Genomic DNA, 12,121 nt, shown 5'->3' with positions numbered 1-12,121 from the left:
GGGAGCGTAATGGCTCCCGGGCCCCGCGCGAACGGCCTGTTCAGCCGGTGGGCGCCTTGCCCGCGACGTCGTGCATGTGATCGACCCGGACGAGCTTCACGCGCGGGCGCCCCTGCTCGGCGCCGGCGGCGGTCTCGTGCGCGTCGATCGCCTTCCAGCCCTGCCAGTCGCAGTAGCGGCCGACGGTGTCGGTGAGGAACGCCTCGACCTCGTCCGCGGACGGCCTGTCGGCGTTCAGCAGGCCGGCCTCGGCGTCCTCGCGGATGCGCGCGACGGTGTCGGCGGCGTCCTTCTTGTTCGTGCCGATGACGCCCGAGGGACCGCGCTTGATCCAGCCGACGGCGTAGGCGCCGGTGCGGACCGAGCCGCCGTCCTCGACGACGCGACCCCCCTCGTTGCGGATGAGGCCGCGGCGCTCGTCGAACGGGATGCCCTCCATCGGGATGCCGCGGTAGCCGATCGACCGCACGACCATGCCGCAGGGGATGACCTTCTCCTCCCCCGTCGACACGGCCTTCAGCGCGCCGTTCTCGCCCGCCTCGATGCGGTTGCGCACGACGCGCAGCCCCTCGACCCGATCGGTGCCGATGATCTCCACCGGGGACCAGAGGAACTCGAGGACGACGCGGCGCTCCTTGCCCGCGGGCTCGCGCGCCGCGTAGCCGCGCATGATCTCCACGTTCTTGCGGTTCGTCGTGTGGGCGTCCTCGGACTCGAGCCACGCCTCGGAGGCCTCGTCGAGCTCGAGGTACGCCGGGTCGACGATGACGTCCGCCCGGGCGAGCTCCCCGAGCTCGAGCAGCTCCGGGTTCGTGAACGCCGCCTGCGCCGGGCCGCGGCGGCCGAGCAGCATGACCTCCTGCGTCCCGCCGCCCGTGAACTTGTGGATCGCGTGGTCGGCCGTGTCGGTCGGCGTCAGCTCCTCCTCCGCCAGGACGATCATCCGGGCCACGTCGATCGCGACGTTGCCGTTGCCGACGACGATGACGCGCTCCGAACTGAGGTCGTAGTCGTGGTCGGCGTAGGTCGGATGGCCGTTGTACCAGGCGACGAACTCGGTGGCCGGGTGCGACCCGGGCAGGTCCTCACCCGGGATGCCGAGGCGGTTGTCGGTGGACGTGCCGAACGAGTAGACGACGGCGTGGTAGCGCGACTCGAGGTCGGCCGGCCGGATGTCCTGACCGAGCGTGATGCCGCCGTAGAAGCGGAAGCCGTCCTTCTTCGCCGTCTTCTCGAAGACGCGGGTGACGGCCTTGATGTTCGGATGGTCGGGGGCGACGCCGGCGCGCACGAGGCCGAACGGGGTCGGCAGCGCGTCGTAGAGGTCCACCTCGAAGCCGTCGCCGAGGAGCTGGCCGGCGGCGTAGAACCCGGACGGGCCCGCGCCGACGATGGCGACGCGCAGCGGGGTGGCGGAGACGGAATCGGTCATGGTGTCTGTACGGCCTGTCGGAGCAGGGGTTACTGGGCCACACCTGATCGTAGTTGGCGCGTCGTCCGCAGGAGGCCCCCGTGCGGGGGAACCGGGGCTACCGGCCGGGCGAGGCGCCGCCGGTCGGATCGCCCGGGGCGGCCGTCGGCGCGACGTCGTACTGCTGCAGCTTCTCGCTGCGCATGAGGGCGACGACCTTGTCCCCGTAGGCCGGGTCGGTCGCGTAGTGGCGGGCGATGATGCGCGCGAACTTCTCCGGGTCGTCCGTGTAGGCGAACGCCGGCCGGTAGACGTCGTTCGCGAGCAGCCGGGCGCCGTGGTCCCGGATCGAGGCCTCGAGCGACTGGTAGGCGCGGAAGGCTCCGATCGTCGTGACCATCCGGCCCTTGATGACCTCGCCGGTCTTGCGCAGGACGCACCCGGCGCCGTAGACGCCCCAGCCGTAGACGCCGACCGGCACGCCGGCGACCGCGCTCGCCTTGATCCCGAAGTAGTTGTTCGCCCCGGCGGCGATCGTCCCGCTCGCGGTCTCGAGGATCGCCTGGGCGAGCGTCACCGAGGCCGGGACGCCGGTCTCCCGCGCGGACTGCTGCGCCCCCGGCACGGCCGCGCTGATGAACGTCGCGCGCGAGGGGTACGGCGGGAGCTGGGCGACCGGCGAGATGATCCCGCAGGCGCCGCTCGTCGTGCCGGGGTTCGGCGCCGGGTCGAGCGCGGGCGCGCCGCAGAGCTTCGCGACGAGGACGCCGGGCGCCGCGTGGGTGCGCAGGACCGCGTCGGCGACGTAGAGGCGCCGGGTCCCGACGATGACGCGGTCCCAGATGTTCGAGCGCCCGGTCGGCCCGTTCGCCACCCTCCCCGAGGTCTGGCAGGTGATGCGCAGGCGCTTGCCGTGCTTCACGCGGACGACGAGCCTGCCGCCGGGCGCGTCACGCGCGGCGACGGTCGTGCGATCCGGCGAGAGGACCGTCCCCTTCACCTGCGCGAGGGCGACGCCCGGGGCCAGGCCCCCGAGCACGGCGACCGCCGCGGCGAGACCCGCCGCCGGGGCGACGACACGAGCGGCGAGGCCCCGCAGGGCGTCAGCCCTCGTCTTCGGCGATCAGCGCGCGGCGGACGTCGAGCGGGAGCGCGGAGGTCATCATGCGCAGAGCGACCGACTGCCGCTCGCGCGCGTCGGCGACGATCTTCGCGCCCGCGTCCGTCGCGACGACGAGCGAGCTGCGGCGGTCCTCCGGGTTCGTCACGCGATGGGCGAGATCGAGCTCGGCGAGCCGGTCGAGGACCGGGGTGAGGCTGCCGCTCGAACGCCCGAGGAGACGGCCGAGCACCGTGGGCCGGATGCCGCCCGCGGCGACCGCCTCGTGCAGCACGAGGTAGCCGTCGAGCGAGAGACCGGCGTCGCGCGCGATCGCCGCGACCGTATGGACGGCGTCCGCCAGCAGCCGAGCCGCGATCGCCGCATCGTCCCGTTCTGCGTTCACAGCGGCCAGCGTACACCGCGTACAGGCGTCTGCGTCCACGGATCCTGGACAGGATTGCGGTGTGTGGACAATGGAAGGATGTTGAGCCTGCGCGTCATCCGTTACGTGCTCCCCGCCGTCGTCACCGTGGTGGGCATCGCGCTGATGGCGTTCGGCGGCGGCGAGGACGGCCTCGAGGGCGGCGCCGCCGTCGTCGGGGCGGGCCTCTCGATCTGGCTCATCAACTTCCTCTGGCGCGTCGGGGTGAGCGGCGACCGCGAGCGCGACGACGAGCACCGGGCCCGCGCGTACTTCGACGAGCACGGCCGCTGGCCCGACGATTCCTGAACAGGACCGCGAAGCGCTCAAGTCCGGGGCCCGACCGGCCGTACCCTGAAGGGACGGCCCGATGCTGAACACGATCAACGATCTGCTGCGCAGCTCTGCGCACGCCGCGAACCTCATCCTCCGCGACACCGCGAAGGTGAACCCGTGGCTGCTGCTGCTCGGCGTCGCCCTCTACCTCACGGCCCAGGCGGTCCGCACGCGCGGGTGGCACACGATCCTGCTCGCCACCTACCCCGACAGCGGCCTGCGGGCGCGCGACACCTGCGGCGCGTACCTCGCGGGCTCGGGCCTGAACGCGATCATCCCCGCCCGCGGCGGCGACATCGTGAAGCTCCGCCTCGTGCACCGGAAGGTGCCGGGCTCGAGCTACGCGACGCTCGCCGGGACGTTCGTCCCCGAGACGGTCTTCGAGACGCTCTTCGGGACCGCGCTCGTCGTCTGGGCGCTCGCGCGCGGCTTCCTCCCCGTGCCGACGTCGACCGGTGAGCTCCCGAGCGTCGACGTGACGCTCGTCATCCGCCACCCGATCATCGTGTCGGTCGCGACGCTCGCCGTCGTCGCCCTGCTCCTGCTCGTCGGGCGGACGGTCCGCCGGGGCGCGACGACGCTGCTCGACCGCTTCCGCCAGGGGCTCGTCATCTTCGGCACCCCGCGCCGCTTCGTCCGGGGCGTCGCGTCGTGGCAGGCGCTCGGCCGGCTCATCAGGCTCGGATCGCTCGCGGCGTTCATGGAGGCGTTCGCGCTCCCGGTGACGCTCACGACCGTCGTCCTCGTCATGGCCGCGCAGGGCGGCGGGCGGATCATCCCGCTCGCCCCGGCCAGCGCCGGGCTGCGCCTCGCGATGCTCTCCTACGGCTTCGCGGAGACGACGGGCCAGGCGGTCGACATCGCGCAGATCACCGCGTTCACGTTCGGCGTCGGCTGCGTGCTGATGGTCAGCGGGCTCGCCGTCGCCACCGTCATCCTGTGGCGGCAGCTCGGGACCCTCAACCCGCGGAAGGTCCTGCGGGCCTCCCGCTACGGCGCGATCAGCACGGGCGTCCCGACGGGCACGCGCGGGTAGAGCGCGATGATGTCGGCGACGTGCATGCGCATGCAGCCGTGCGAGGCGGCCTGCCCGACGGAGTAGTCCTCGCCGGTGCCGTGGAAGCCGACCCCGTCGGTGACGCCCATCCAGCGCGCCTTCAGCGGGTTCTGCGCGCTGCCGCCCTGCACCGTCGTCCCGGCGAGCTCGCCGGCCCACGGCGAGTTCGGCACCGACCACGTCGGGTTGATCTGCTTGTTCTGGATGTGGAACAGGCCCTCGGGCGTCGGGTAGGCGGGCTGCCCGATCGCGACCTTGTACGTCTTGACGACCTTGAAGCGCTTGAAGAGGCGCAGCGTGCGCGTCGACTTGTCGACGGTGAGGATCGTCGCGTACTGCCGAGCGAGGTCGTTCGTGTTGACCTTCGCGCGGACCTTGCGAAGCTTCACGTGGAGCTTGCGCGAGGCCGCGCCGTCGTTCAGCGCGGCGTTGATGAGCCGGTAGGCCGCGGCCTGGTCGACGCGGTAGCCGTACCGCGAGCGGTGCACGTGGATCTGCTGCACGCCGATCTTCAGCGTCGCGTCCTGGGCCTCGCGGCGCGAGGCGCGGGCGACGCGCGTGACGAAGTCGCGCACCGGCGTCGTCGCGTGCGTGACGACGAGCGGGACGGCGGTGTTCTGCGACGCGGCGACCGCGGCGGCCGCGGTGGCGTCCGCGTCGAAGGCGAACTTCGCGGTCGTCGTCGTGAGGCGGAAGACCTTGCCGCCGACGTCGAAGGCGACGGGCCGGGCGAGATGGGGGCCGAGCGCCCCGTTCAGCTTCGCGGCGGCGAGCGGCGCGGTGAGGCCGGCGAGGTCGATGCCGCCGGCGGTCACGCCGGGCGGGACGGTCCCGGCGGCCGCGGGCGCGGGGGCCGGGGCGGGGGCGGGGGTCGGCTTCGGCGTCGCGGCGAGGGCCGTCGCGGCGGCGGGCGCGATGAGGGCGCCCGAGAGGGCGCAGGCGAGGACGATCCGGCGGGCGGGCATCGCACCAGGGTAGAAGGGCACCCCCCGCGGGCGCGCAAGCGCGCTGTCAGCGCCGGATCTCAGCCGGTGCGTGCGCGCGGGCTCCGCGCATGGTTCGCGGCGCCCGTCCCGAAGTCGTCGAGCAGGGTCAGGACCCGGTCGGGGACCTCGAGCTGCGGGCAGTGGCCGACGTCGCGCAGCAGCTCGAAGCGGGTGTCGGGCCGGGCGTCGAGCAGGTGCCGGCCGCCGCGGTGGCCGACGAGCCGGTCGCGGTCCCCCCAGATGAGCATGAGCGGCACGGCGATGCGGTGGAAGGGGATCGGCTCGTTCAGGAGCTCGGGCATCATCCGGTTGCCGGTCGCCAGGTAGCGACGCAGGTCCCGGCGCGAGCGGTGGTGCTGGGTGAAGGCCGCGATGACCTCGCCGGAGGCGGCGCGCGGATGGGCGAAGGCGAGCTGGCGGAACACCTCGCCGACGGCGGCGCGGACGGCGACCTCGGGGACGGGGAGCGGCGCGCCGAGCAGGTGCCGGATGACCGGCTGCGCCTCGATCGTCCGCAGCCACGTCGCGTGGTCGAAGCCGGCGGGGGCGATCGGGACGGCGGCGGCGATCGGGAGCGACGGGTCGGCCGCCGCGCGCAGGGCCGCGCAGCCGCCGAGCGAGTTGCCGGCGACGACGACCGGGGCCCCGGCCTCGTCCGCGAGGTGACGCGCCGCGGCGGCGACGAGCCGGTCGAGCTGGGGGAGGACGAGCTCGTCCCGGGCCAGGCGGCTCGCGGTGCCGAAGCCCGGCAGGTCGACGGCGAGCGCGCGCCGTCCCTGCCGGCCGAGGCGGTGCAGGAGCAGGCGCCACGTGTCGGCGCTGTCGGCGTAGCCGTGGAGGAGCAGCAGCGGCGGCCCCTCGCCCTCGAGCTCGAGCGCGCGCGTCTGGAAGCCCGCGAGGTCCAGCCGGTGCTCGAAGAGAGGCTCCTGCATGTCGCTGCGGTGTTCTACCCCGCGACCCCGACGCCTGCCTCGGACGTCTCGGGCCGCGCGGCCGGCGGACCCGCGGGCGCGCCGTGGGCGACGAAGTCCTGCGGCCGCACGAGGACGAACGCGATGACGGCGCCGGCGAGCGAGACGAGCCCGCCGACGAGCAGCAGCTCGTTCAGCGCGGACGAGTAGGCGGTGAGGAAGCGCGTCGCCTGCCCGGGCCCGAGGACGCGCGGGTCACCGGCGGCGAGGACCTCCCCGGGCGGTCCGCCGGGGAGCTTGTGCTGCAGGGTCGCCTGGAAGATCGCGCCGAGCCCGGCGATCCCGGTCGCGACGCCGACCTGGCGGAAGGTGTTGTTGATGCCGGAGGCCATCCCGGCGCGGCGCGGGTCGACGACGCCGATCGCCGTGGAGGCGAGCGCGGGGTTCACCATCCCGATCCCGACGCCCGCGACGATGAACCCGGGCAGCAGCGCGGTCCACTTCGAGCCGGCGTCGAGCCCCGTCATGAGCAGGAGGCCCGTCCCGACGAGGGCGAGGCCACCGCCGAGGAGGTAGCGGACCGGGATCCGCGCGGAGAGCTTGCCCGCGATCGGCGCAGCGGAGAACGAGAGCAGCGTGATGGGGAGGAAGCGCAGCCCGGCGTCGAGCGGCTTGAAGTGCAGCGCGTTCTGGATGTAGAGCGTGAGGTACAGGAACATCGCGAACATCCCCGAGGAGAGGACGAACGCGGCGACCGCGGCGCCGGTGAAGGCCGGCTTGCGGAAGAGCTGCAGGTCGAGCATCGGATGGGGGCTGCGGCGCTCGACGAGGACGAAGAGCGGCAGGAGCACGGCCGCCCCGACGAGGAAGCCGACGATGAGCGGGCTCCCCCAGCCCTCGGCGTTCCCGCGCACGAGCGAGAAGATGAGGAGGAAGAGACCGCCCGAGAACGTGATGACGCCCGGCACGTCCAGGCGCGAGGCCGGGCCGGTCGACTCCTCGAGGACACGGGTCGACGCCAAGATCGCGAGCAGGCCGATCGGGACGTTGATGAAGAAGATCGACTCCCATGAGACGTGCTCGGTGAGCAGGCCGCCGACGAGCGGGCCGATGGCGACGGCGGCGCCGGTCGTCGCCCCCCAGATGCCGAACGCCGTCCCGCGCTGCGGCCCCTGGAAGGTCGCGCCGAGGAGGGCGAGCGAGGTCGCGAACATCGCGGCGCCGCCGATGCCCTGCAGCGCCCGGGCGAGCTCGAGGACGAGCGGCGAGGAGGCGAGCCCGCAGAGCAGCGAGGCCCCGGTGAAGATCGCGAGGCCGATCGTGAAGATGCGCTTGCGGCCGAAGAGGTCGGCGAGCGAGCCGGCGGTGAGGAGGAACGCGGCCAGGCTGAGGGCGTACGCGTCGACGACCCATTGCAGGTCGCTGAAGGAGCTCTTCAGCGAGGTCGCGATGTCCGGCAGCGCGACGTTCACGATGGTGATGTCGAGCAGCAGCATGAACGTCGCGGTGCAGATCACCGCGAGGGAGCGGGCCTGGGCTGCATTCATGCGACGGACGCTAGCGGAACCGTGGGTCCGTTTCACGCCAGGCAGACGAATGCGCTGCATACCAGAGGATTCGTCCGGTGTGCGGCCTACCGTTCGCGACGTGCCGGTCCGCGAGTTCACCGACGGTCTCGACCTCGACGAGGTCCTGCTCGTCCGTTCCGTCGACCGTCTCCCGCGGCGGGACGGCGGCGAGTACCTGAAGGTCGTCCTCGGCGACCGGACCGGAAGCGTCCCCGCGATGATCTGGGACGGCGCGGCCGACGCGCTGCCGCTGCTGACACCCGGCCGCCCCGTGCGGGTCATCGGCCGCTACGGCGTCCACCCCCGCCATGGGGCCCAGCTCACCGTCCGCGCGATCCGCACCGCGGTGTCCGGAACCTACGACCTCGCGGACATCTGCGACGGCCCGGCCCTGCCGCTCGGGCGCCTCGTCGCCGAGCTGCGCGCGCTCGTCGCCGGCGTCGACCACCCCCATCTGCGCGCGCTGCTGGAGCGGATCGTCGGGGACGACGCCCCGGACTGGCCGCGCTACCGCGACGCCCCCGCGGCGAAGCACCTGCACCACGCCTACCGCCACGGCCTGCTCGAGCACTCGGTCACCGTCGCGCAGGGCGTCGCCGCGATGGCCGGGACCTTCCCGGGCCTCGACCGCGACGTCGCCGTCGCCGGAACCTGTCAAGCCGGATGAGACAGTGTCGGGGCGAATTTAGTGAGCGGCGGGCTCCTCGGGCTTGGGCTTGTTGATGTAGGCGGCGGTCGGCAGCGCGGGCGGTCGGGGCGGGTGCCGGACGAAGCGTTCGGGCGTGGCGGCGTAGGCCGCGTCGAGGACGGTGGTGCGGGCGGCGTGGACGGCCGGAGCGTGGCCGTGGTGGACGTCGTGTGGGGTCATCAGGCCGATGCCGGCGTGGCGGTGAGCGTGGTGGTACCAGCCGAAGAAGTCGCGGCAGAAGGCGCGGGCGTGGTCGATGTGGTCGAACCGTGCGGGGAACCCGGGCCGGTACTTCATCGTCTTGAACTGTGACTCGGAGTACGGGTTGTCCGTCGACGTGTACGGCCGGTTATGCGAGCGCAGGACGCCGAGGTCGGCGAGGAGGAACGCGACGGGCTTGGACGTCATCGCCGGGCCGCGGTCGGCGTGCACCGTCAACTGGCCACGGACGATGTTCTGTTGCTCGCACGCCTGGCCGATCAGCGCCTTGGCCAGGTGCGCGTTCTCGCGGTGCTGCACCGTCCAGCCGACGGCGTAGCGGCTGTAGACGTCGAGAATGACGTAGAGGTAGTAGTAGGTCCACTTCGCCGGACCCTTCAACTTCGAGATGTCCCAGGACCAAATCTCGTTCGGCCGCTCGGCGAGCAGTTCCGGTGCGGCGTAGGGCGGATGGGTCAGCTGCGCGCGGCGCTCGGTGACGCCGCCGTACTCGGCGGCGAGGATCCGGTACATCGTGCGCTGCGACGCAAGGTAGATCCCCTCATCCAGCAGCGTCGCCCAGACCTCGGCAGGGGAGGCGTCCTGAAAGCGCGGGCTGTGCAACTGCTCGAGCACCGCGGCACGCTCCTCATCCGACAGCGCCCGGCCGGGCCGCCTGCGCGGCACTGACGCGCGCGCGGGCGGCGGGCTGCGTCGGCGATACAACGACGCCCTGGACGCGCCGAGGGCGCGGCACGCGGGCAGGATGCCGACCAGCGGCTCGATCTCAATGACGGCCTGATCGATCATGATCGCGGCGGCTGCTCGTCGGTCTCCGGCGCGCTCTTGGCCAGCAGTTCTTCCAAGAGCGCGGAGACGTTTCCCTGCACCTCGATCACCCGACGCGCCGTCACCAGATCGGCCTGCGAGCGCTCCAGCTGGCGACGCAGCGCCGCGTTCTCCATCCGCTCGGCGCTCGGCGGCTTGGGGCCACGCTGGCGAGGCTCCAGCGCCCCGAGCGCGCCGCTGTCGCGGGCCCGCCGCCACTCCGTCAGCAGCGAGGAGTACAAGCCCTCGCGGCGCAGCACCTCGCCGATCTCGCCGGGCTTGGTGCACGCCTCGGCGGCGAGCACGATCTTCAGCTTGTACGCCGCGGTGAACCTGCGGCGCGTCGCCCGCGGCACGAGCTCGGGATCCGGGACCCCCACCAGCGACGACGCGCCGCCGGCGATGTGCCTACGCTCGCCTTCGGCTCCCTCCGGCACACCGCCGGCGGAACCCTCCAGCTCGTCCTTCATCCCTGCAGGGAACTGCGACACAACGCACGTCCGTTCTCGCCCTCAGGCTCAGTAAATACAACGGTAGAACCTGTCTCACGTCACCTTGGCAGAGAGGGGGTTGCGTTGAGCTCTGAGTCAGCCGCCGTAGGTCTCACGGGCCCGTCCTCATCACCGCAACGACTCGTCGGGCGATGCGGTGCAGCGCTAGCGAACAACCGTGTCACGCGGTTCGGAGCCGAGCAAACGCTCAAGGAGTCGAGGCTCGCCCGGCCACGCGTCCACGAGGACGTCTCGCGGGATGGCGCGCGCGGCGTAGCGCAGCAGCAGCACGGCGGCGAGGACGTCGTCCAGCGGTCCGATCACGGGAAGGAATTCGGGGAGCAAGTCGATCGGCGAGATCACCCAGACGATCGCGATCAGTAACGCGACCTTGGCTCGCCGCGGAACATCGTCGTGCGCTCGCAGCCGGCCGGCGGTCGTCACGCAGGCTGGGAGGAACTCGGCGGCGTCTTTCAGCAGGCCGGCAGGAAGCCGCCGGGCGAGCAGCACCATCGCCGCGCAGGACAGCACCCACAGCCCGAGAGAGCCGGCAGCGATCTCGAGCAGCAGCCGGGTGGTCATCGTGTCCCGACCGAGCACCTGTCCGAACGGGGCGAGGAGCCTGTGGCCGGGTTAGCCTCGATCCACCGTTCGCCTTGATGTGGGCCGCGTCAGCGGCCGAGTGGGTCAGCTCGGGGTGGCGGCGCGGGTGATCGAGCGCGCTGAGGGATTCGCAGTGCGGGTGGGGCCAGTTGAGGCCGTCGCGGTGGCGTGAGTTTGGGTGGTCGCGGGCAGGCCGAGGCCAGCGGTCCTGCGGCTGAACGTCGGGAGCCCCTGGTGTCAGGCGGGTGGCGGCAGCGCCCGGATCAGGTCTAGGGCGGTGAGGAAGTCCTGTCGCCAGGGCCAGCGGGCGGGCATCCGCAGCAGCGTGCGGCGGCCGCTGCGGGCGAGTCGTCCGGGGACCTGAAGCAGCCGCCGGCGGAGGGTCCGCGCGGTGCGGGTGGTGGCGTCCGGGAGGGCGATCTTCTGGGTCCAGCGCAGCAGGTTGTGCGCGAGCGCGGCGATCACGGTCCAGGCGGCGTTGGCGTGGTACTTGCCCGAGGGGAAGTGCGCGAGCGCCTGATCTTTGAGGTCGCGGATCGCGAGCTCAACGACGGCGTGCTGGCGATGCTCAGCCTCGACAATCTGGAGGTCGTCGGTGCGGTTGGTCGCGAACGGGTAGTGCTCCCAACTCGGGAGCAGCTCGCCTTGCTGGGAGAGCGTCCTGACTCGGCGGATGATCATGCGGAAGTCGCCGATCGTGGTCTCGGCGATCTGCGCGACAGAGGTCTTGGGGTAGTCCTCCAAGGTCACCCAGGCGTCCTCGTCGATCGCGTCGACGAGCGCGCGAACGTGAGGCTGCATGCGGATCCCGATCGAGAACTGCCAGCCGGCCCGGTCAAGCCGCACGAACGTCTTCTTCGCCCAGAACCCCGAGTCGGTGCGCAGCAGCTTCGGGCCTGTGGCGCCGGCGCGATCAACGCGGGCGATGAGCTCCTCGCAGAAGCGGAGCATGCCGCGGGAGGTGTTCGCCGAGCCCTTCCGCAGCCGGATGTGGAGGACCTCACCGGTGTCCGCGCGGGTCGCGAGCAGTGGGTGGTAGCCGAGCTTTCGGGTGTAGCCGTAGCCCGCGCCCTGCTTCTTGTAGCCGTGGACCTCGCCGACAAACGAATCAACGTCGATCACCAGCCGCTCGTCGCCCGGGCCGGCGCCCGCGGCCCACGCGCGTTCAAGCGCGAGGCCAAGCACGCGGTCTAGCTGCCTGACGTGCCCGAACGTGAACGCCCGCAGGAACGTGCCGAGCGTTGACGGCGCCGCAACGCGATGCCCGAGTACCGCGCCGGTCTGTCCTGAGCGCAGCAGATCGCAGTCGTCGATGCAGTCCGCACCGAGGACCATCGCCGAGCACATCGTCATGACCTTGCGGCCCGGATTCGCCGCGCCAGGACGGTCGCCGAGATCCACGCACTCTTCGATGAGTTGCTCAAGCCCGAGGCGCTGCGCGAGGAGCGCGGGGAGCATCACCCCAGCGTTCGCGACCGCCCGCTCATCATCGAACACCACGACCGCCGACTCGTTCACCAT

General features: G+C 72.3%; 12 protein-coding genes. 3 read left to right on the top strand and 9 right to left on the bottom strand.

Annotation, left to right across the window (positions count from 1 at the left end; all coding sequences use genetic code 11):
* Window positions 1-40: 40 nt before the first annotated feature.
* The 3 genes from NBH00_RS01530 to NBH00_RS01520 all read right to left on the bottom strand — a co-directional run bounded on the left by NBH00_RS01530 (window position 41) and on the right by NBH00_RS01520 (window position 2,916).
* Entirely contained in the window at window positions 41-1,432 is a 1,392-nt protein-coding gene (locus NBH00_RS01530; RefSeq protein WP_254571593.1) for an FAD-dependent oxidoreductase, read from the bottom strand.
* A gap of 97 nt (window positions 1,433-1,529) precedes the next feature.
* On the bottom strand, window positions 1,530-2,450 hold the full coding sequence (locus NBH00_RS01525) for a glucosaminidase domain-containing protein (RefSeq protein WP_254571592.1): 921 nt from the start codon (window positions 2,448-2,450) through the stop codon (window positions 1,530-1,532).
* Window positions 2,451-2,514: 64 nt separating this feature from the next.
* Window positions 2,515-2,916: a MarR family winged helix-turn-helix transcriptional regulator gene (locus tag NBH00_RS01520; RefSeq protein WP_254571591.1), complete on the bottom strand. Its 402-nt coding sequence runs from the start codon at window positions 2,914-2,916 to the stop codon at window positions 2,515-2,517.
* A 78-nt stretch (window positions 2,917-2,994) separates the two neighbouring features.
* Between NBH00_RS01520 and NBH00_RS01515 the strand changes: the two genes are divergently transcribed.
* Both NBH00_RS01515 and NBH00_RS01510 read left to right on the top strand, forming a co-directional pair.
* Window positions 2,995-3,243 carry a hypothetical protein gene (locus NBH00_RS01515; RefSeq protein WP_254571590.1) on the top strand — a complete coding sequence of 83 codons (249 nt, stop codon included), beginning with the start codon at window positions 2,995-2,997 and terminating at the stop codon, window positions 3,241-3,243.
* A 61-nt stretch (window positions 3,244-3,304) separates the two neighbouring features.
* Entirely contained in the window at window positions 3,305-4,306 is a 1,002-nt protein-coding gene (locus NBH00_RS01510) for a lysylphosphatidylglycerol synthase domain-containing protein (RefSeq protein ID WP_254571589.1), read from the top strand.
* Here NBH00_RS01510 and NBH00_RS01505 read toward each other — a convergent pair.
* Genes NBH00_RS01505 through NBH00_RS01495 form a run of 3 tightly spaced genes read right to left on the bottom strand, consistent with a single transcriptional unit; the run spans window position 4,261 to window position 7,771 of the window.
* Window positions 4,261-5,292: a L,D-transpeptidase family protein gene (locus NBH00_RS01505; RefSeq protein ID WP_254571588.1), complete on the bottom strand. Its 1,032-nt coding sequence runs from the start codon at window positions 5,290-5,292 to the stop codon at window positions 4,261-4,263. The genes NBH00_RS01510 and NBH00_RS01505 overlap by 46 nt on opposite strands.
* 59 nt (window positions 5,293-5,351) lie before the next feature.
* The gene (locus tag NBH00_RS01500; RefSeq protein WP_254571587.1) at window positions 5,352-6,245 is read right to left on the bottom strand and encodes an alpha/beta fold hydrolase; all 894 of its coding nucleotides are present in this window, start codon (window positions 6,243-6,245) and stop codon (window positions 5,352-5,354) included.
* A gap of 14 nt (window positions 6,246-6,259) precedes the next feature.
* The gene (locus tag NBH00_RS01495; protein ID WP_254571586.1) at window positions 6,260-7,771 is read right to left on the bottom strand and encodes an MFS transporter; all 1,512 of its coding nucleotides are present in this window, start codon (window positions 7,769-7,771) and stop codon (window positions 6,260-6,262) included.
* 100 nt (window positions 7,772-7,871) lie between these two features.
* Between NBH00_RS01495 and NBH00_RS01490 the strand changes: the two genes are divergently transcribed.
* Window positions 7,872-8,459, top strand: a complete 588-nt coding sequence (locus tag NBH00_RS01490) for an OB-fold nucleic acid binding domain-containing protein (protein WP_254571585.1) — start codon at window positions 7,872-7,874, stop codon at window positions 8,457-8,459.
* 18 nt (window positions 8,460-8,477) lie between these two features.
* Here the strand turns inward: NBH00_RS01490 and NBH00_RS01485 are convergent.
* The 3 genes from NBH00_RS01485 to NBH00_RS01475 all read right to left on the bottom strand — a co-directional run bounded on the left by NBH00_RS01485 (window position 8,478) and on the right by NBH00_RS01475 (window position 12,121).
* Window positions 8,478-9,910 (bottom strand): IS3 family transposase gene (locus NBH00_RS01485; protein WP_254573690.1). Its coding sequence is split into 2 segments (ribosomal slippage): window positions 8,478-9,562 and window positions 9,562-9,910, totalling 1,434 coding nucleotides; the frame shifts between segments, so codons are not numbered across the junction.
* 252 nt (window positions 9,911-10,162) lie between these two features.
* On the bottom strand, window positions 10,163-10,579 hold the full coding sequence (locus tag NBH00_RS01480) for a YkvA family protein (RefSeq protein WP_254571584.1): 417 nt from the start codon (window positions 10,577-10,579) through the stop codon (window positions 10,163-10,165).
* A gap of 258 nt (window positions 10,580-10,837) precedes the next feature.
* Window positions 10,838-12,121 carry an IS1380 family transposase gene (locus NBH00_RS01475; protein ID WP_254569020.1) on the bottom strand — a complete coding sequence of 428 codons (1,284 nt, stop codon included), beginning with the start codon at window positions 12,119-12,121 and terminating at the stop codon, window positions 10,838-10,840.

This window comes from Paraconexibacter antarcticus (assembly GCF_024220175.1).
GTDB classification, from domain to species: Bacteria; Actinomycetota; Thermoleophilia; order Solirubrobacterales; family Solirubrobacteraceae; genus Paraconexibacter; species Paraconexibacter antarcticus.
Note: the sequence above shows the minus strand (reverse complement) of the source record. Positions and strands in the feature narration are given on the sequence as shown.